Genomic DNA, 19,990 nt, shown 5'->3' with positions numbered 1-19,990 from the left:
ATTTGTAATTACCTTTTAGGCAATGGCTGCAAAGGTAACAGAATTCAGGCGTTTTGCTGTAAATGGCAACCTTGGTAATCGGCTTGTATCCATGAAGAAAATAAAGTACTACTACAACACCAATACTCTCCGATATGAAAAGCTGGAGACCCCGCTACACGTAAAGCTGCTGCGGGTGTTAGGCTTTATATCTGCTGCAATTGTAACTTCAATAATCATTGTATCGATAGCTTACCGGTATTTTCCTTCTACCAAAGAGAAGGCATTGATGCAGTACAACGAGCAGCTGCAGGAGCGTTATTGGGTGCTCGATGAGCAGGTGGCCAAAATGCAGCAGCGCATGATTCAGCTCGAAGAAAGGGATAATGATATTTATCGCACCATTTTCGAGGCCAACCCAATCCCCGACAGCATGCGGGCAAAAGACCTGGCCCAGCAAAAAGAAATGGAAATGGTGGCCAGTATGACGAACTACGAGCTTGAAAACTCCATCGTTCATTCGCTCAGGAACCTCGAAAACCGCGTGAACGCCCAGGAAAAATCATATGTTGAAATAACCGGATTTATAAAAAATAAAGAACAGCTGCTGGCTTGTACGCCGGCCATTCAGCCGGTCAGTAACAGCGACCTGAAACGCCTTGCCTCAGGCTTCGGATACCGCATCGACCCGGTTTATAAAACGGTTAAGATGCACGCCGGTCTTGATTTTGCCGCGCCTCAGGGCACTCCTATATATGCTACTGCAAACGGTACGGTTAAGATTGCCGGAAATTTGGGTAATGGCTATGGTAATCACGTGGTTATAAATCACGGATACGGCTATGAAACCCTTTACGGACACATGTACCGCATTAAAGCCAAACCCGGCGACCATATTAAAAGGGGTGAAATTATTGGCTGGGTGGGCAATACGGGTAAATCAACCGGCCCCCACTGTCACTACGAAGTACACAAAAACGGCCGTCACCTCGATCCTGTATACTTTTTCTACAACGATCTTACGCCTGAACAATACGACCGTTTGCTGAAGATGTCATCTTCGAGCAACCAAAGCTTTGATTAAGAATAAGTTACAAGTTGCAAGTTGCAGGTTACAAGGCCTGTTTGCAAAGAGCCCTGTAACCTGAAACCTGAAACCTGAAACTTGCAACCGGGGTAACTGTGGTTATGACACTAATATGACCCCTCTTTCCATAAATCATTGGGAAATTTAACGTTGCGCGTGTAAATTTGCATTCCAATATGCATTACCCGCCTGATATACTTTCGCTGGCTTATAAGCAACCGATCATGCACGATCAGTTGCAGGTATTGCAGGAAAAAGAACAACAAACTCCCGGCTCCATACAATATGCCATTAAACGGTATCGCAAACATCCTCAATGGAATATTGAAGATACCGGCATGATGGTATACCATTACAAAAAAAGTGCACCGCAGGAGAATTATGTAGAGCTTCGTTTTTGTGTATCGGGCAATATGTATTGCAAACAAAAGCAGGTGGAGTGCGATCAGTGTAAAATTAATTCCACACGCAATTGCGCCGAGCGCATTGAGAGTGTTGATGTAATGAGTTTCCGGTTCTCAACTGTTCATCTATCGCAGTTTGTAAAACCCGGTAAGCTCGAAACCATTACCGACGAAGTGCTGCAGTTCATGCATCCTTCTTCCTTTACTAAAATATTGCCTTTGTGCGGCCGCACCCGCCAGGTGCTTGAAGCCTTGCTTACACATAGCTATACCGATAGCCTGGAAAATATTTTTATCAATGCCCAAACCCAGATGTTGTTGTTATACAGCCTTGAATGTATGCTGGGCGATGATAAAGAAATTGAATCGTTCCAGTGTAAGTTCCTGGCCAATGAAGCCGACCGCGAAAAGATCATCAAAGCAAGAGAAATATTACTGCAACATATCGGTGAGCCCATCACCATAAAAGAGTTAAGCCGTAAAGTAGCCATCAATGAGTGCTACCTGAAAAAAGGATTTAAAGAATTATACGGCGCTACCATCTTCGATTTTTATCAAAGCCAGCGTATGGAACATGCCCGTTATTTGTTATATGAAAAAGGGCTAACCGTAACCGAAGTGTCGATGATGCTCGGCTATTCTTCCATCTCACATTTTTCTACCGCATTTAAAAAACAAACCGGCCTCAAGCCCTGCGAACTGTTGCTTCATTAGGCAATAGGCAACAGGCAATTCGCAATCAGCAATATGCAATGGTAAGTTGTGCTGTTACACATAACCCCTATATTTTGTCTATTGTCCTATTGTCAATTGCCAATTGATTCCTGCTTGCGTAAACGCTTTTTCCCAATTGTATAACCCGGTTGTAAAAACGAAATGCATATTTGTACTTCCTGTATGAATATGATGATTAAAAAGATTATAAGAAAAATTCATTTGTTCTTAGGCCTTTCATCAGGCCTTATTGTATTTGTTATTGCCGTTACCGGTTGTTTATATGCTTTTCAGGAAGAGATACAAAATAGTACTCAACCTTATCGCTTTGTTACTGCGCAACCGGGCAACTATCTGCCCCCTTCACAAATGCAACGGATAGCCGAAAAACAGCTTCCCGGCAAACACACGCATAGTATTCAATACGGAAAGCCCGGTCAGGCGGCCCGCGTAATTTTTTATAGTGGCGCCCCCGAATATTATTACACCATATTTGTTAATCCCTGGAGCGGCGAAGTGTTGAAGGTGAAGGATATGTATAAAGATTTCTTCTTTGTGGTTTTACAGGGGCATTTTTATTTGTGGTTGCCGCATGAAATCGGACAAAAAATAGCCATTGCCGCAACGATGATTTTTGTGGTGATGATGATCTCGGGTCTTATTTTATGGTGGCCGAAAAATAAATCCGCCGCCAAACAACGCTTCACCATTAAATGGAATGCCGCCTGGCGAAGAAAGAATTATGACCTGCACAATGTACCGGGATTTTATATGACCTGGGTGGCCATTATAATGGCTTTAACCGGACTGGTATTTGGATGGCAATGGCTGGCCAAAACTATTTATCACACTACGGGCGGAAAAAAAAGTCTGACCTACGCGGAAGCATTGTCTGATACTACCAATCGGGCTTCTTTTTCTGCCTTAACCGGTGGGAGTGGCAGGCTTGCCGAAGGCGAACCCGGAGGGAGTTGGAGGGGGGCCCCTGTTGTTGACAGATTATGGCTGCAAATGCAACAGCAGCATCCCGATGCAGAAATTATTGAAACTCATTTTCCCAATACCGCTAAATCGGCCATTGAAATGGCAATTAATACCGATGCCGGTACTTACTGGAAAACCGACTACCGCTATTTTGATCAGTATACCATGAAGGAAATTCCGGTGCAGCACATTTACGGCCGCTTTAAAAATGCTTCAGGGGCCGATAAATTATTACGCATGAACTATGATATACATGTGGGCGCCATATTAGGATTTCCGGGAAAGGTGCTGGCTTTTCTGGCTTCATTAATTGCCGCCAGCTTACCGGTAACAGGTTTTATGATATGGTGGGGCCGAAGGAAGAAAAGGAGTGGTAGTAAACAGAAACAGTGCATTTAAAATGGGCGTGGAAAATTGAGTCTGAAATCTTTAGAGCTTACCCGTATACAAAAAAAGAGTCCCGCTTTTGGCGGGACTGCACTAATCAAATACCATTAACCATTAAACCTTATCCTATGAAAAGCCAAAGATACATACAAATAGTTTTGCATGTATAAAATAATTTTATGATTTGATGCCGGTAAATATAAACCGGTATCAAATCAAAGGGTTAGTAAATAAGTGCAGATAGATTACTGTAGCTGCCCGATATGTTCGAACAACACCTTAAAGCAGGTCCAGGGAGTGTTGTCGTTTGTAGTTGTATTATTGTTGCTGTAATAGCCATTCAAAAACTGGCCGGCTCCCGACCACACCGTTTGCATCATACCCTGAAAACGGTATTTCATTTCCGGCGTTGATTCCTGACGAAAATGAACCATGTCGTTTAATTGCGTTACTGCCAGAGCCGGTTTGCGCCAGGGGCAGGTGATAATGTTGAGCCCCTTCATGGCAAAATACACAGCCGTTTTATCGGCATGGTCGTAATGCCAGTCGCAGATGGTTACATCTTTCGGTATCATATCAATTGCCCGGTGCGTATTGTTATAACTGGCTTCCCAAATGCCCAGTCCGGTAGTTTTACCATCGAGCAGGCGATCGCCCCAAATCCATAATGTTCTGTTTTTTTGTGCCAGGTGATCGCGCATTAATCGTACTTCACCTGCAAACAATTCGGCCTTATCACGACCGGCACAACGCGGGCATTTATCTTCTCCAATATAAAATACCTCATCCATACCGGCATGAAAGGCGTCGGTTTCAAACACATCGCAAATTTCATCTACAATATCGAATACTACTTTGTGCACACCCGGATGCAGCGGGCAATAGCTTTTACAATAAAGATTTTCGGCATTGGGCCACTGGTATTGCTCAGGCATTTTGACATAAGGCGTTTCATCAAAATCAGGGTATACCTGTAACAGCTTTCCGGTACGGTTGGCCCACGACTGATGGCCCAGCAAATTCACCTGCGGAATAAGTCGGATCTTATTCTTTTTACAGACCGCTACCAGCTTCTTTACGGCCGCTTTCGACAAAGCAGGACTATCCTGTAATTCGGGGTGCGATGTGTATTGATAAGCATAATCTACCCGTAGTATCAACAGGTTCACTTTTCGTGGCGCCAGTTCTTTTTCAATAAAGGTTACAAACGAATCAACGCCGGCAGGTTGTGGCGCTGCAATGCAAAAGCCGCGCACAGGTAACAGGCTGTCGATATTCGTTTGTGCATAAAGTGAAGAAGTGCATAGCAAAATAGCTAAGCACAATACTATTTTATAGAAATGATTATTCATTATATAAAATTTATGGTGAGAGGTGTTTTAGTATCTTAGAATACGCAGAGGCGTCCCGCCATAACGGGATTGATCGCGAAGCGATCAATAAGAGCGCTAAGAAAAAGCTTTGTCCCGCCATGGCGGGACGCCTCTGCGAGATAACCCTAACTTAGCTACATTGCCAGAAGGGCAATGAACCATTAATCAGATCTTCAACCGGATCTTCGATTTTTCGAGCAAACCGGTTAATATAATAATCAGTAATGCGAATAATAAAGATTTAACCAACCCTATGGCGCCGGTTAGCAATACAACAGGTAACGTTATGCCTGCCAGATGGTACAGCGGATAATAAATATAGGGCAACAGATAAGCCGTAAGGGTACTTGTACCAGCCGGTTTGATGATGGCAAACCAGTTTTGTTTGTTTTTTCGGTCAACCAGCCAGATGAGGATGGTAAACATCAAAATACTGATGCCGGTGCAGATCATTACCCAGGAAGGGGTAGCCCGTATTTTTGAAATACCAGCCAGTGGCCTGATGGCAAATCCGCCCGCCAGCATAAAAACACCCAACAAAAGCAATATGGTAATACAGGCCCTGTACTTACCTTTATCAGCATACGTTGAATAAATGACGGCTGTAATTATACCAGCTATGGTAAGGGAAGGTGTTGAGCCATCGCCTGTGATCCAGATATAAGGCTTTATGGGTTGCAGAAAATGCAGCCAGCCTGCTTTGGCAGCTATATTGAACAATGTAAAGAATACCAGCGCACCAATTAATACCGGCAACCGGCCTTTTGAATACAGGAAGATAATAGAAGATAACAGATAGGCCCACCCGATAAGTCCCAATATACCCCACCAGTAAGGGCGTAGCCAAACCACATGCCCGTTTTCGCCGCCTTTAAATACAAAGCCCAGAAAAGCCAGCAATGCTATACCGGCGCCCTGTAATAACCATTTTTTTTGTTTCGATATTGCTGCCGGATAATCGAGCCATATCAGAAAAAAACTTATAGTGAGCAATATCTCCCAAATGGATTTGGGAAGAAGCGCCGCTTCATTGTTATAATTCTCCAGGTTTACATGAAAAAAGCCCATTGCCAGCAGGGCAAATGAGCGAATCAGAATATGGCTCAATATATTGCTTTGTGATGCTCCCTTCGACCATCTGTTTCCAATGGCAAAAGGAATGGAAAGACCTACAATGAAAAGGAAAGCCGGAAAAACAGAATCAGCCAGGCCCATGCCGTCTTCAGCCGCTTTGGTGTGTTCGAGCCATAACGGAATATTGAACAGGGTTCCCAGATCATTCACGAAGATCATCAGCAGCATGGTGAGCGCTCTGAATATATCAATAGAAGCGAGGCGTTTTGTAAATGGACGCATAGCAGCTGTGTTTTGGCGTTGAAATAATTTCTATACACGCAATCCTGTTCGGCTACAATAGTTATATGTGCCTGTTTGTCTTTTTTTGTACCCCTTTCTATATGTATATTAACGAAAATATGCCATTCGGCGAAGGGTTTGTTATGTGCTGGCCGGGCTCACCCTTCAGTCGTATAAAAAAATTAAGGTGGGCCTCCCCTCTGAAGAGCGACCCACCTTCATTAAACGTTCAGTGTTTTTATAATATCTCCTGCAAACTTTCTTTAGCAGCCTGAACAGTGAAGTCAACATCGTTTTGCGTTAATGCGCTGCACAAAAACCAGGTTTCAAAAGCTGATGGAGGTAAGTATACACCCCGCTTGAGCATGGCATGAAAGAATTTTTTAAACAGCTCGTTATTGGCTGATGCAGCCGATGAAAAGTTAATCACCGGATGATCGCTGAAATGCACGCTGATCATTGAACCTAAACGGTTAATTACATACGGCGTTGCAGAAGCCTTAAATACCTCATTCAAACCCTGTTGCAGGTAAGTGGTAGTGTCTTCGAGCTGTTTGTAAATAGCAGGATTTTCTTTCAGCGTTTTTAGCATGGTGTAACCGGCGATCATGGCAATGGGATTTCCGCTTAAGGTACCGGCCTGGTATACATTACCCAGGGGCGAAATGTGCTGCATGATTTCTTTTTTACCACCAAATGCACCAACCGGCATACCACCACCGATTACTTTGCCATAAGTAACCAGGTCGGCATTCACCTGCAGACGCTCCTGAGCGCCGCCCTGCGCCAGTCTGAAACCGGTCATCACTTCATCCATAATAAACACAATGCCTTCGCGATCGCATAATGATCGCAGGCCCTGTAAAAATCCTTCCTGTGGTAAAATGCAACCCATGTTGCCGGCTACAGGTTCAATAATGATAGCCGCCACTTCGCCTTTATGTTCAGCTATTAATTGTTCAACTGCATGCAGATCGTTGTAGGCGCAGGTAAGCGTATCGTTGGCCACACCGGCGGTAACGCCCGGCACAGTTTGGATATTAAACGTAGCTACGCCGCTACCTGCTTTCACCAAAAAAGAATCGGCATGGCCGTGATAGCAACCTTCGAACTTAATGATCTTGTTGCGGCTGGTATATCCACGGGCCAGTCTGATAGCGCTCATGCAGGCTTCGGTGCCGCTGCTTACCATTCGAATAAGATCAACATTGGGCACCATGCTGATGATCAGCTCGGCCATTTCAATTTCCAGTTCGGTGGGGGCTCCAAATGAAGTAGAGTATTGCGCATATTCCTGAATGGCTTTTACTACGGGTTCGTATGCATGTCCGAGTATCATGGGGCCCCAGGAATTGATATAGTCAATGTACCGGTTGTCATCTGCATCGTACATATAGGCGCCTTTGGCCTTTTTCATAAAAACCGGTGTGCCGCCAACGCTTTTGAATGCACGCACAGGCGAGTTTACACCACCGGGGATGGAGTTTTGCGCTCTGGCAAATAGGTCAATGCTTTTTTGATACATAATCGTCAATGGTGAATGGTCAGTTAGAAACGTTCATTTTCAAATTTTCAAATTAGCACATTAGCTAATTAACTTTACGGCATCTTTTGCAAAATACGTTGCTATCAAATCGGCGCCGGCTCTTTTGATGGCTGTAAGGGTTTCAAGGATGGCTTTGTTTTCATCTATCCATCCCATTTTGGCGGCAGCTTTAATCATCGCATATTCGCCACTGATATTATAAGCACTTACAGGAACGGAGACTGCATTTTTCACTTCACGAATGATATCAAGATAGGCCAGGGCGGGTTTTACCATTACTATATCGGCGCCTTCTTCCACATCCATGATGGTTTCTTTAACAGCTTCTATGCGATTGCTGTAATCCATCTGGTAGGTTTTTTTATCACCAAAGCCGGGCGCGCTATCCAGTGCATCGCGGAAGGGTCCGTAAAAGCAACTGGCGTATTTGGCGCTGTAGCTCATGATACCGGTTTTGTTTAAACCGTTTTCTTCGAGCGCTTCGCGAATAGCGCCTATGCGGCCGTCCATCATATCGCTGGGCGCCACAAAATCGGCTCCGGCCTGTGCATGGCTTACGCTCATTTGCGCCAGCACTTCAACGGTGGCATCATTTACAATTTCAGCTCCTTCAACAATACCATCGTGGCCATAGGAAGAAAAAGGATCAAGCGCTATGTCGGTCATCACCAGCATATCAGGACAAGCCTCTTTAATAGCCCTGATGCTGCGTTGCATTAAACCTTTAGGGTTTAGTGCTTCGGTGCCTTTATTATCCTTCAGTTCGTCTTTACATTTGATGAACAGCAGTACGCATTTTAAGCCCATGCTCCATAGTTCTTTCACTTCCTTAACGGTATTGTCGAGGCTCATGCGGTAATAACCGGGCATCGATGCAATTTCATCTTTCACATTTTCGCCTTCATTGATAAACAGGGGCACAATAAAATCATTCGGCGTTAAAATGGTTTCAGCCACCATGCTTCTGATAGCAGATGACTGGCGTAGTATGCGGTTGCGACGTTGTAGATGCATAAATATTTTTAGATTTTTTGATTTTTGGATTTTGAGATTTGGATTAAATCAGGAAATCTCAAAATCTATAAATCAGCAATTTTTTATTTTGGTGTTTTTGAATTGCCTGCATTGTTGGCATTCCGGTTCTTTTTTGCTGTTTTATCACTTGCATTAAAAATGCTTACCAATTCATTGGCTTCTTTTATCAATGCTTCCAGATCATCTCCCTGAACCAGGTCTGCTTCTTTAGATAGCTGCAACCAATATAGTGATTCATCTGCTTCTTCTAATACTACTTCTATCTTATAAATAAAGTCTGCATTTGACTTTGCCCGGCAACCAGCCCGGTAATTAGCACCTACTGATCCCGCCGCTCTTATTAGTTGTTTAGCTGTTTCAAATCCGGCAGCATTTTTGGGGAAACGACCGCACAACTTTATTACATCTATATGAAATTGCTTTGTTCGTTTTTGCAAATCAAATTTGTTCATGTCGATTGATTTTCGTTTTGTTAATCAATCGCAGTTCCCCATAGCTATTTTCTGATTTATTGATTTCGGATTTTGACGATTGGGATTAAATCAAAAAATCTCAAAATCCAGAAATCCCGAAATCAGAAATTTGTAATTACACCCATTCAACCGGATGCAAACATGCCTGCCACAACTTATCTTCTTCGCTGCCCGGTTGGGGCTGATAGTTGTATTCAAATCGTACGGTTGGCGGTAAGCTCATTAAGATGCTTTCGGTTCTTCCGTTTGTTTTTAATCCGAATAAAGTTCCGCGGTCGTGAACCAGATTAAATTCAACATAACGGCCACGGCGAATCTCCTGCCAGTGCTTATGCGTTTCGGTATAGGGTAGATTTTTTCTTTTTTGAACTATGGGCAAATAAGCGGTTAAAAATGCATCGCCGCAGGCCTTGCTGAAATTAAACCAAAACTGAACGTCTTTATCAGCCGATGGACGCTGGTGATCGTAAAATATACCGCCTATGCCGCGGCGTTCTTTGTTGCGATGCCAGTTTACAAAGTAGTTATCGCATTCTTTTTTGAACGCAGGATAAAAGCCGGTATCAAAGGCATCGCAGGTATTCTTATAGGTTTGATGAAAATGTTTTGCATCTTCTTCAAACAAATAATAAGGCGTTAAATCGGTGCCGCCGCCAAACCAGCGATCGGAAGCCTCGCCGGCCCGCCCTTGCCCCCCCGGCGGGGGGGATGTTGATGCCGCCTCAGTAACAACATCATCATACAATTCGAACATTCTGTAATTACAATGCACCGTAGGCACAAAAGGATTTACAGGATGCAACACCAAACTTAATCCACAGGCGAACCAGCTTTTACCATTAATCTTTAACTGGCTGCGCATGGTGTCGGTTACTTCGCCAAATACTACCGAGGTGTTTACGCCGCCTTTCTCAAATACACTTCCATTGGCAATCACGCGTGTTTTGCCACCACCTCCTTCGGGCCGTTGCCATTGGTCTTCTATAAAAACGGCTTTGCCATCTTCTTTTTCAAGCGCTGCACAAATGCGGTCCTGCAGGTTGTGTATATGATTAATCCAGTTTTCTTTGATGTTCATTTCGTGAATGGTGAATGGTCAATGGTCAATAGATCCCGCAATCGGCAATCGTGAATAATAAGTTACACCCTGAAACCTGTAACTTATTTAAATAATCACCTTTTCAACAATATACTCCTTCACCGTATCAACAAATGCCCGGGCATGATCTACGGGAACGTTGGGTAAAATGCCATGACCCAGGTTGGCAATATGATGCTGACCGCCAAAATCATTCAGCATTTTTTTCACTTCTTTTTGTATCACCGGAATAGGAGCCAGCAATTTGGCAGGATCAAAATTGCCCTGCAGCGTTACGTGTGGGCCTGCCAGGTGGCGGGCCATCGCAGGCGTAATGCACCAGTCGATACCCAGTCCATGTGCACCGGTAGCAGCCATGCTTTGTAACGAATGCCAGGCGCCCTTGGCAAAGATGATGGTAGCTACCTCATCTTTCAATGCAGCAACGATTTGCCGTATGTATTTTAATGATAAGTTTTCAAAGTCATCAGGGCTCAGTAAGCCGCCCCAGCTGTCGAATATCTGAACCACATCAACACCTGCTTTTACCTGTCCTTTTAAATAGGCAATGGTAGTGTCGGTGATCATCTGCAACAGGCGATGGGCTGTTTCGGGTTGGGTATAACAAAATATCTTGGCCTCGTCGAATGTTTTTGAGCCTTTACCCTGTACCATATAACATAATAAGGTCCAGGGGGCGCCGGCAAAACCAATGAGTGGCACTCGGCCGTTCAATTCTTTTTTGATCAGTTTTACCGCATCAAATACGTATTGCAATGTTTCCTCTACATCGGCTACCCTGACCCGTTTCAGATCATCGATGTTTTTGATGGGATCGGGTAACAGCGGCCCTTTGCTTTCGATCAATTGTACTTCAAGACCCATGGCCTGTGGCACTACCAGTATGTCGGAAAACAAAATGGCTGCATCCACGCCTACTATGTCAACGGGCTGAATGGTTATTTCGCAGGCCAGCTCGGGCGTTTGACAGCGTTCAAAAAAGCCATATTTCTCCCGTAATACCCTGTACTCAGGTAAATAACGGCCGGCTTGGCGCATCATCCATACCGGAGGACGCTCAACCTGTTCGCCTTTCAGTGTTCGTAATAGTAAGTCGTTTTGCAACATATTATTTTAATGAGTAGTTACTTTTTAAAGAACTGGAACATTTTTTTCACCAGGTCTTCCTTCCCCGGTTTTTCTGATTCTATGATCGGGTTATCGGTAAATGTTTTTATGGCATCGGCTGTTGTTTGGCCAATGGCAAATAAAATAGTTGAGCGCGACACTGCATTGGCGTAAAAGAAACTTTGCACAGCGCTGGGGCTAAAAAACAAAATACCATCATACCCTTTATCTACTTTATGCGGTGTACTGATGGTATGATACACAATCACCTCCTGTACCATGATGCCGTTTTGCCGCAGCTTGCCGGGCAATTCTTCTCTTCGCTGATCGCCGCAGAAAAAAACGACCTGCTTAACATTTTTATAGCCAATCATTTTATCGGCCAGTTCAGCAGCGTTGCTGGCTGTAGCACTGATCGATTGCTCACCGAAATACCTGGCCGCCAGTTGACGGGTTGTATTACCGATACAGAATATATTCCAAACCGGTGAATATCCGTTTATATAAGCGGCCACTGTATTTACCGCATTCATACTGGTAAACACCACGTTGGCCGGTTGTGATAGTATTTTACCGATTTCCTGTTTTATGCTTGTGGTTTGAACCGGCGAGGTGTCGATAAACGAAACGATATCTATAGTAATATCTTTTGCTTTTGCCGCTTCGAGCAAAGCCGATTCCAATGGTCTTGTGCTTAATATGGAAATTTTATTTGGCATGTTGAATACGATCGGCAATTTCCTGTCCACCGTTTTGTAATAATTCTTTGGCAGCTATAACGCCCAGGTTGTTACTATTGTTAACCGCAACTGTTTTTTTGATTTCTGCTTTTTCTTTTCCATCGAGCGACAAAATATTTCCTTCAAAATACAGCTGATTGTCGATTATGGTTGCCAGTGCGCTGATCGGAGTTGAGCAACCACCCAGCAGCGCCCGTAAAAAATCTCTTTCAATCGCCGTGCACAAAGCGGTATGTTCATCATTAAACAACCGGCAGGCTTCAAACGCGTACTGATCTTCGTGCCTGCATGCTACTACAATGGCGCCCTGGGCGGGAGCAGGCAGCATCCAGTCGAGTTCAACCGATGCGGCCGGTCGCAGGCCGATCCGTTCAAGCCCTGCAGCGGCAAATATGGCCCCGTTCCAATGGCTGTCTTTCAGCTTTTGTAAACGGGTATTTACATTGCCCCGAAGGTTTTCGATGGTGTCGTTGGGATAGCGGTGCAGCCACTGTGCCTTGCGGCGGATACTGCTTGTTGCGATGGTCAATGGTGAATGGTGAATGGTGAATAGACCCCTATTTACGGAATCCTTATTGACCATTGACCATTCACCATTGACGACCAGAATATCTTTATAAGAAGCTCTTTTCAAAACGGCTGCTGTAACAATACCCTTTGGTAACTGGGTAGGCACATCTTTCATGGAGTGAACCGCAATGTCGATGCGGTTATTGAGCAGGGCGATATCCAGGCTGCGGGTAAAGATGCCCTGCACACCCATTTCGTAAAGGGGTGTTTTAAGGTCGATATCACCTTCGCTTTTTATATATACCAGTTCTGCGGTAAAACCATGTTGTAGTAAAAGGTCTTTTACCTGCGTAGCCTGCCAAACCGCCAGTTGACTTTCCCTGGTACCAATACGGATCACTTTTTCCATTAGTAAAATTTCGATCTGCGAAGCTAAGAAATTCGTCAATGGTGAATGGTCAATGGTCAATAATTCTGATTGAAGATTCACCTTTCAATGTCATGGAATGCAAATGTGCAGAGTTAAAAGAATAAATTTTTCTTCTTCGACCCGGTGTTCCCTGCAGTAAAAAATGGCCTAATCAACGGTATTTATTCACCATTGACCATTCACCATTCACGCCAATCAGTTCCCTTTAGCGATAAACTCGTTGATAGCTTCAATATAATAGCAGCCACGCTGGTTTCTCTGGCGCATTTTTGAAGCCATGCCATTGATCACGCGTTGAATTTTCTCGTCGGCATTTATGGTTTGGCAAAATGATGTTTCAGGAGCAAGTTGTATGTATAACGGAAAGGTCTGAATTTCTTTTAATTTGGTTTTTACGGCTTTGAATACCGGCACATGCTTGCGCATGTCGAACCATTCTATAAACTCCTCAATATGTTCCTGAATAATGTTCTTCGCCCTGGGTACTTCGGCTTCGCGCATTTGCAGAGTTTCGTCTTTCATTTTCGACAGCTCATCTACATTCACCAGGTGCACATTGGGTAACTCCTGCGCTGCTTCTTCTACATTGAACGGAACAGATAAGTCGATGATCAGTTTTTCGCCTTTGCCTTCGAGGTGCGATTTCTTTATAGTGGGTTCTGTTGAATTGGTAGCAACCAGAATGATATCTGCTTCTTCGATCTTTTGGGCCAGCTGCGTTAAGGGAGCATGATGCAGGCCAAGCTCATCTGCCAATTCCTCGGCCTTATTATGGGTGCGATTGATGAGGGTGATATGATCGGCATCGAGGTAATCGACCATGTTCTTACAGGTATTGCGGCCGATTTTACCAACGCCGAGCAATAATATTTTTTTGCCGGCGATGTCAGCTACTTTTTCTTTAATATATTGAACGGCGGCGAATGATACCGATACTGTTCCGCCGCTAAGGTTGGTTTGGTTTTTAATGGCCTTCGACGATTGCAGCACACAGTTCACCAGGCGCTCCATAAATGTGTCGATAAAACCATATTCTTTGGAGAATTTTGCAGACTGTTTTATCTGCCCTACAATTTCGTAATCGCCCAATATCTGGGAGTCTAATCCGGCGGCTACCGAAAAAAGGTGTTCAATGGCATCGAGGCCATTTTTTATATATGCCAACTGTTTAAAAGTTGCTGCGTTTCCTTCGGTTTGGGTACATAGGAGGTTGATAAGCTGATCGGCACTTTCGGCAAAACCAAATATTTCGGTACGGTTACAGGTGCTTAATACAAAAAGTTCATGTAAACCAAATTCTGCGGCTTTCGAAAGTAGGGTAGCGTATTGATCATTACTCACTGCAAACTGACCTCTGATCACAGCATCGGTCTTTTTGTAATTGATCCCGGCTATGTAAAACTTAGATATGTCTTTGGTACTGTGTCCGTGCATGAATATGTTATTCAGAATATTGACACTGCAAAAATACTTTCAGGGTTCTCAAACTCCTAAAATGTGTGTCATTTGAGTGTCATTTTAGCGTATGATTATCCTCATGTGGCCGGGTGAGGAACTTCAGGCCGTAAAAACCCTCTCTTTTTTATCATTACTTTTGCAATCAATTAAATTATGGCTACAACAAAAAGAGGGGTTGTATTAATGAATCTGGGCTCGCCCGATTCAACCCAGGTAAAAGATGTGCGTCGTTATTTGAACGAATTTTTAATGGATGAACGGGTTATTGATATGCCGTATTTAAGCAGGTTGCTTTTGGTTAAAGGCATTATAACTCCTTTCCGGGCATCCAAATCGGCTCATGCTTATTCCGCTGTGTGGACAAAAGATGGGTCACCGTTGATGGTGATCAGTAAGCAATTGCAGCAGGCCCTTCAACAACAGGTTACAGAGCCGGTGGCATTGGCCATGCGATATGGGGCGCCTGCTCCGTGGACAGCTTACGACGAATTGCTTGAAAAGGTTCCCGATCTTGAAGAAGTGGTGCTTGTTCCCCTGTACCCGCATTATGCCATGAGCAGTTACGAAACGGCGGTAGAATATGCCAAAAAAATACATGCAAAAAGAAAATATTCTTTTAAACTAACGATCGTTCCGCCATATTATGATGATGCCTCTTACCTGCATGCATTGGCAGAAAGTATGCGTCCTTATCTTCAGCAGTCCTACGATCATGTTTTATTTAGCTACCATGGTTTACCGGAGCGGCACATACATAAAACAGATGTTACAGGGCAACATTGTTTAAAAGTAAATAACTGCTGTGAAGTAAGCAGCGAGGCGCACCGCTACTGCTACCGGCATCAATGCCTTCACACGACCAAAACAATGGCCTCTATGTTGAATATACCTGCGCAAAAGTTCAGTTTTTCTTTTCAATCGCGATTGGGCAGGGATGAATGGTTAAAACCCTATACTGTTCAACGGCTGGTTGAATTTCCTGCACAAGGCATAAAAAAATTAGTGGTTGCCTGTCCTGCTTTTGTCAGTGATTGCCTTGAGACCCTGGAGGAAATGGCTATGCAGGGTAAAGAAACTTTTTTGCAGGCTGGTGGTGAATCGTTCACGTTGATCCCTTGTATGAATGTGCATCCGCTGTGGGTGAAGGCGATTGCGGGATGGGTGCGTAGTATTGATGCATGATATATGATGTAAGAAAATCAGGCAAAAGACAATGGGCAATAGGCAATGGGCAAATGAAGCCACACTTCAAAGTTCGGGATGTATTGCAAATTGCAAAGTGTCAATTGCCGATTGATAAACGATTGCCGTTTCACGTTTTACGCTTGTCGTTTTATCCCGCAGGGCGGGACCGTTTCACGATTAACCATTCACCATTTACCATAACGCATGTACAATTACATTAAAGCGCTTCACATCGTATTTATAGTTACCTGGTTTAGCGGTATGTTTTACATAGTACGACTTTTTGTATACAATACCGAAGCCGGTGAAAAAAATGAGCCTGAAAAAAGTATACTCCGCGATCATTTTTCGGTCATGATCAAACGGCTATGGTTTGGTATAACATGGCCTTCGGCTATCCTTACACTTATTTTTGGTCCCTGGATGTGGATATTGCTCGGCGTGCTGCCCGACTGGTTACTGATCAAATTGTTTTTTGTGGCAGGATTATATGCATATCATTTTACATTGCACGCCATTTACAAACAGCAAAAGAAAGGCATATTCAAATATTCTTCACAACAACTGCGCATATGGAACGAGGTGGCCACCATATTTTTAGTAGCTATTGTAATGCTGGCGGTTGTAAAACAAAATATGAGTGTGGTTTGGGGACTCACAGGACTTATATTATTTGTAATTGTGTTGATGAGCGCGATTAAGATTTACAAAATACTACGAAACCGTAAATGATTTCGGGATTTTGAGATTTCGGGATTTCTGGATTTAAATCTCAAAATCAATAAATCTCAAAATCTCAAAATTGCTCAGATTGCTTTACTAAAGAGCGGCGTATTGCCAGCCGATTGCTTTCTCAGCAAATGCAAATCAAACGCTTTACAAATATTCCGCAGAAAATGACGGCCCAGACTGGTTACCTGTAAACCCTGTTCATTCCAGCTGATCAGTTTGTCGGCTTCCAGTGCCGTTAATTCAGAAAAAGTGTATTGTTGAAGCAATGGCAGGTGTTCGGCCTGAAATACTGTTGTGCCCCTGCAAATAACATCCAGAATATATTTTTGAAAGGCTTCATCTTCTTTGGTCAGAAAATATCCCTTGGTTACCGGTGGTAAAGGCGCATCCTCACTAAGAGCATCACCCGCTTTTGACGGACAGCATGAAAGTTCACCGGCTGGTAGATGGCCTGCACTTGCTCCGGAGGGGCTAATCGCTGGTTCTGATTGGCTCACCTTTGTTTCAATGCGGTTCACTCTATTCACCTGCTCCCGGATGCTTTTATAATAATCACCCAATGTTTTATGATTTTGCGCAAAAGCAATGCCTGCATCGCTGATAGCCGATACGCCAAGACCCAGCAGCATACCGCTGTGTTGTGTGGTATAGCCCATAAAATTCCGGTGCAGGGTACCGTTTTGCCAGGCATGATGCAGCGCGTCGCCTGGTAACGCAAAATGGTCCATGCCTATGTCGGTGTAACCGGCATCTAAAAATAACTGCCGGCCTGTTTGATACAATTCCATTTTCAGGTCGCTGCCCGGCAGATCGTTTTCATCAAACAAACGCTGACCGCGACTGGTCCAGGGTACATGCGCATAACTATAAAAAGCTACGCGATCGGGCCGTAATTGCAGCGATTGTAAAATACTTTTTTCAATGGTTTGTGTGGTTTGCAAAGGCAGTCCGTAAATATGATCAAAGTTCACGGCGGTAAATCCAGCTGTGCGCGCCTGTTCCGTAACCCGTTGCACATTTTCAAAGGGCTGAATGCGGTTGATGATGCGCTGTACCTGCGGATCATTATCCTGTACCCCAAAACTTATTCGCCTGAAGCCAGCTTTATAAAGGGTTGTAAGATGCGGAAGCGTAGTGTTATTCGGATGCCCTTCAATACTGAATTCATGTTCGGGGTGAACAATTGAGTCTTTAAGGATGGCTTCTACCAGTTTTTGCAGGTTAGCGGGTGAAAAAAATGTTGGTGTACCGCCACCAAAATGCATTTCGCGAATAACCGGTGCTGCAGACATCAATTGCCGGTACAGGCCCCACTCGGAAATAACTGCCTGCAGGTATTCTTCTTCAACCGAATGATTGGTGGTTATTTTTTTATTGCAGCCACAGTAGGTGCACAACGTTTCGCAAAAGGGCAGATGAATATAAACGCTGATGCCTTTGCGATGATTTTCTATTTGAAACTGTTGCTGAAAAACCGATTGCCATTGGTGTGCATCGATCTGTTCGTGCCAGAAAGGAACGGTAGGGTAGCTGGTATACCGCGGAACCGGCACATTGTATTTACTCAGTAAAGTGGTATCAATGATCATACGGGCTGGTATTGGGCGCAAAACTATCTACCCCCCGCGTTTTTTCAGGTGACCTGGTTTAGTATGCCGGATGATTTTGGTCATTTACTGAATAATAGTCCGAAAGTCGGGAAGTCAGGAAAGTTCTAAAGAGTCGGGAAGTCAGCAAAGTCCGAAAGAGAATAACCTGGGTTGGGTTTCTTCCGGTTTTCCGGGTCTACCTCACTTTTGGTCTTGCCGTACCGGAGTGCTTTGCATTGATTAATCTGGTCAACGTTTACGCGCTCATACATTATTCTGACTTCTGGTCTTCTGTAATGCCTGGGCATAAAATTTGTTGAATTTCATTATGTATTTATAGGATTGTGTAATTCAATGATTTGCTTTCTATTATGAAAAGAGTAGGGAGGCGGTTTGTGTAGAATTGAGGCAATTTTTCTACATATTATGAATGGTTTGTTGATAACTTTTAGGTGATCCTGATCAAAAAATAATTGGCGATCATTTAGAAAGAGTCAATTCTTCAAACCGGTATCTTGATCATTTAAATATGCCTTTTGAAGCTTTATGCCTATACAAAATTCTTCAGCATGATCATTTAATTGATTGGATCAATCATTTCAAACTTTAAGCCGGTCACTNTTTAAATATGCCTTTTGAAGCTTTATGCCTATACAAAATTCTTCAGCATGATCATTTAATTGATTGGATCAATCATTTCAAACTTTAAGCCGGTCACTTGATCCTTTAAATATGTTGTTTGAAGTTTTGTGCTTATACTAAATCCTTCAAATTGATGATTTAATTGATTAGATCGATCATTTCAAACTTCAAACCGGTCATCCTGATGCTTTAAATATGCCTTTTGAAGCTTTATGCCTATACAAAATTCTTCAGCATGATCATTTAATTGATTGGATCAATCATTTCAAACTTTAAACCGGTCACTTGATCCTTTAAATATGTTGTTTGAAGTTTTGTGCCTGTACAAAATCCTTCAAATTGATGATTTAATTGATTGAATCGATCATTATAAACTTTTTGTTATCGTTTAATTCTTCAATTGCGTTACTAAAAAATAAAATAGCTATCAGAGAAGTCGTTGCGGGTCAATTTTTTTCGCTGAAGAAGAAAGGGCAGATCACTAAAAAAACCTCCACACCGGAGGTTTTAACTATACGGGGTCACCAATGTCTTTTTAGTTTCCCGGAGACGGGCTGTTAAGTCAGCAGGCAGCACTTGCGCCCTGGATGGTTTTCCACAGGCTTTACCAGAGATTAAAAACGGGAGGTAACGGATCACAAGAAGGTATAAAAAGAAAAAACCTTTCCTTTGTTTTAGAATTTTAAAGGAAAGGGGAGCAGGACTACTCCCCTTTTTAACCCCTAAACCCTAAACCGTAGAAAAGGTTTTTCATATAATGAGTTACTAAATTAATTTCAAAGTGTATTCCCTGTGAAGTGAAACTTCTTAAGGAGATGTGACAGGGCTTATTACTTAGAAAATATCATACCAAAAATCACTGTCTGTCACACTTTTTTACATCTGTAAATTTTCACCGTTATTGCAAAGAGCACTAAAATAGTTCCATAAATTATGCCAAACGCCATAAATGTGGAAAAACCCCGGTGAAAAAATGGCTATTTGTTAAAAAACTTCAATTCGTTTTAACGATTATACATCAAAGTAACGTATAATGTACATGTTTACACGTAGATTTTCAGCAAAATCGATTGTTTCCTTAGTATTTCTTCGATATTAATGTCTCAGATTGATAATAAATTATATACTTCAGAACCCCGCCTTTATATTATTATAAAAAA

The 19,990-nt window shown here is 43.2% G+C and carries 16 protein-coding genes; 5 read left to right on the top strand and 11 right to left on the bottom strand.

Annotated elements, in window-relative coordinates; genetic code table 11:
• The first annotated feature begins 91 nt into the window (after positions 1–91).
• The 3 genes from AC59IL_RS22355 (at position 92) to AC59IL_RS22345 (ending at position 3,567) form a co-directional block, all read left to right on the top strand.
• The gene (locus AC59IL_RS22355; RefSeq protein WP_496554422.1) at positions 92–1,063 is read left to right on the top strand and encodes a M23 family metallopeptidase; all 972 of its coding nucleotides are present in this window, start codon (positions 92–94) and stop codon (positions 1,061–1,063) included.
• A gap of 179 nt (positions 1,064–1,242) precedes the next feature.
• Positions 1,243–2,184, top strand: coding sequence for a helix-turn-helix domain-containing protein (locus tag AC59IL_RS22350; RefSeq protein ID WP_496554421.1), 942 nt, complete (start codon positions 1,243–1,245; stop codon positions 2,182–2,184).
• 183 nt (positions 2,185–2,367) lie between these two features.
• Positions 2,368–3,567 (top strand): PepSY-associated TM helix domain-containing protein, encoded by a 1,200-nt coding sequence (locus tag AC59IL_RS22345; RefSeq protein WP_496554420.1) that lies wholly within the window; start codon positions 2,368–2,370, stop codon positions 3,565–3,567.
• Positions 3,568–3,800: 233 nt separating this feature from the next.
• Here AC59IL_RS22345 and AC59IL_RS22340 read toward each other — a convergent pair whose 3' ends face one another.
• The 10 genes from AC59IL_RS22340 to hemA form a co-directional block, all read right to left on the bottom strand.
• The gene (locus AC59IL_RS22340) at positions 3,801–4,907 is read right to left on the bottom strand and encodes a family 20 glycosylhydrolase (RefSeq protein ID WP_496554419.1); all 1,107 of its coding nucleotides are present in this window, start codon (positions 4,905–4,907) and stop codon (positions 3,801–3,803) included.
• A gap of 186 nt (positions 4,908–5,093) precedes the next feature.
• Complete coding sequence (locus tag AC59IL_RS22335) at positions 5,094–6,284, bottom strand: DUF5009 domain-containing protein (RefSeq protein ID WP_496554418.1); 1,191 nt, start codon at positions 6,282–6,284, stop codon at positions 5,094–5,096.
• A gap of 238 nt (positions 6,285–6,522) precedes the next feature.
• Complete coding sequence (gene hemL, locus AC59IL_RS22330; protein ID WP_496554417.1) at positions 6,523–7,809, bottom strand: glutamate-1-semialdehyde 2,1-aminomutase; 1,287 nt, start codon at positions 7,807–7,809, stop codon at positions 6,523–6,525.
• A 60-nt stretch (positions 7,810–7,869) separates the two neighbouring features.
• Complete coding sequence (hemB, locus tag AC59IL_RS22325; RefSeq protein WP_496554416.1) at positions 7,870–8,844, bottom strand: porphobilinogen synthase; 975 nt, start codon at positions 8,842–8,844, stop codon at positions 7,870–7,872.
• Positions 8,845–8,927: 83 nt separating this feature from the next.
• Positions 8,928–9,317, bottom strand: coding sequence for a four helix bundle protein (locus AC59IL_RS22320; RefSeq protein ID WP_496554415.1), 390 nt, complete (start codon positions 9,315–9,317; stop codon positions 8,928–8,930).
• 136 nt (positions 9,318–9,453) lie between these two features.
• A complete protein-coding gene (gene hemF / locus AC59IL_RS22315; RefSeq protein WP_496554414.1) occupies positions 9,454–10,416 on the bottom strand; it encodes an oxygen-dependent coproporphyrinogen oxidase in 963 nt (320 codons plus the stop codon).
• 87 nt (positions 10,417–10,503) lie between these two features.
• Positions 10,504–11,544 (bottom strand): uroporphyrinogen decarboxylase, encoded by a 1,041-nt coding sequence (gene hemE, locus AC59IL_RS22310; protein ID WP_496554413.1) that lies wholly within the window; start codon positions 11,542–11,544, stop codon positions 10,504–10,506.
• Positions 11,545–11,561: 17 nt separating this feature from the next.
• The gene (locus AC59IL_RS22305) at positions 11,562–12,263 is read right to left on the bottom strand and encodes a uroporphyrinogen-III synthase (protein WP_496554412.1); all 702 of its coding nucleotides are present in this window, start codon (positions 12,261–12,263) and stop codon (positions 11,562–11,564) included.
• Positions 12,253–13,203 (bottom strand): hydroxymethylbilane synthase, encoded by a 951-nt coding sequence (gene hemC / locus AC59IL_RS22300; RefSeq protein ID WP_496554411.1) that lies wholly within the window; start codon positions 13,201–13,203, stop codon positions 12,253–12,255. Before hemC ends, AC59IL_RS22305 begins: the two co-directional genes overlap by 11 nt.
• 216 nt (positions 13,204–13,419) lie before the next feature.
• Positions 13,420–14,658, bottom strand: a complete 1,239-nt coding sequence (gene hemA, locus AC59IL_RS22295; protein WP_496554410.1) for a glutamyl-tRNA reductase — start codon at positions 14,656–14,658, stop codon at positions 13,420–13,422.
• Positions 14,659–14,835: 177 nt separating this feature from the next.
• Between hemA and hemH the strand changes: the two genes are divergently transcribed.
• Both hemH and AC59IL_RS22285 read left to right on the top strand, forming a co-directional pair.
• Positions 14,836–15,864, top strand: a complete 1,029-nt coding sequence (hemH, locus tag AC59IL_RS22290; protein WP_496554409.1) for a ferrochelatase — start codon at positions 14,836–14,838, stop codon at positions 15,862–15,864.
• Between the two features lie 207 nt (positions 15,865–16,071).
• Positions 16,072–16,599: a CopD family protein gene (locus AC59IL_RS22285; RefSeq protein ID WP_496554408.1), complete on the top strand. Its 528-nt coding sequence runs from the start codon at positions 16,072–16,074 to the stop codon at positions 16,597–16,599.
• Positions 16,600–16,673: 74 nt separating this feature from the next.
• Here the strand turns inward: AC59IL_RS22285 and hemN are convergent, their stop codons facing one another.
• Complete coding sequence (gene hemN, locus AC59IL_RS22280; RefSeq protein ID WP_496554407.1) at positions 16,674–18,188, bottom strand: oxygen-independent coproporphyrinogen III oxidase; 1,515 nt, start codon at positions 18,186–18,188, stop codon at positions 16,674–16,676.
• Between the last annotated feature and the right edge of the window lie 1,802 nt (positions 18,189–19,990).

The sequence above is a fragment of the Niastella sp. sgz303648 genome, from assembly GCF_059587045.1.
The sequence above is the reverse complement of the archived record's forward strand: the minus strand, read 5'-3'. Positions and strand labels throughout refer to the sequence as shown.

Bases quoted from the DNA above. Each gene is read 5' to 3' on its own strand.
- AC59IL_RS22285 (WP_496554408.1), top strand. From the start codon at position 16,072: ATGTACAATTACATTAAAGCGCTTCACATCGTATTTATAGTTACCTGG.
- AC59IL_RS22340 (WP_496554419.1), bottom strand. From the start codon at position 4,907: ATGAATAATCATTTCTATAAAATAGTATTGTGCTTAGCTATTTTGCTA.
- hemA (WP_496554410.1), bottom strand. From the start codon at position 14,658: ATGCACGGACACAGTACCAAAGACATATCTAAGTTTTACATAGCCGGG.
- hemH (WP_496554409.1), top strand. From the start codon at position 14,836: ATGGCTACAACAAAAAGAGGGGTTGTATTAATGAATCTGGGCTCGCCC.
- AC59IL_RS22345 (WP_496554420.1), top strand. From the start codon at position 2,368: ATGAATATGATGATTAAAAAGATTATAAGAAAAATTCATTTGTTCTTA.
- hemL (WP_496554417.1), bottom strand. From the start codon at position 7,809: ATGTATCAAAAAAGCATTGACCTATTTGCCAGAGCGCAAAACTCCATC.
- hemB (WP_496554416.1), bottom strand. From the start codon at position 8,844: ATGCATCTACAACGTCGCAACCGCATACTACGCCAGTCATCTGCTATC.
- hemN (WP_496554407.1), bottom strand. From the start codon at position 18,188: ATGATCATTGATACCACTTTACTGAGTAAATACAATGTGCCGGTTCCG.
- AC59IL_RS22305 (WP_496554412.1), bottom strand. From the start codon at position 12,263: ATGCCAAATAAAATTTCCATATTAAGCACAAGACCATTGGAATCGGCT.
- AC59IL_RS22355 (WP_496554422.1), top strand. From the start codon at position 92: ATGAAGAAAATAAAGTACTACTACAACACCAATACTCTCCGATATGAA.
- AC59IL_RS22335 (WP_496554418.1), bottom strand. From the start codon at position 6,284: ATGCGTCCATTTACAAAACGCCTCGCTTCTATTGATATATTCAGAGCG.
- AC59IL_RS22350 (WP_496554421.1), top strand. From the start codon at position 1,243: ATGCATTACCCGCCTGATATACTTTCGCTGGCTTATAAGCAACCGATC.
- AC59IL_RS22320 (WP_496554415.1), bottom strand. From the start codon at position 9,317: ATGAACAAATTTGATTTGCAAAAACGAACAAAGCAATTTCATATAGAT.
- hemC (WP_496554411.1), bottom strand. From the start codon at position 13,203: ATGGAAAAAGTGATCCGTATTGGTACCAGGGAAAGTCAACTGGCGGTT.
- hemE (WP_496554413.1), bottom strand. From the start codon at position 11,544: ATGTTGCAAAACGACTTACTATTACGAACACTGAAAGGCGAACAGGTT.
- hemF (WP_496554414.1), bottom strand. From the start codon at position 10,416: ATGAACATCAAAGAAAACTGGATTAATCATATACACAACCTGCAGGAC.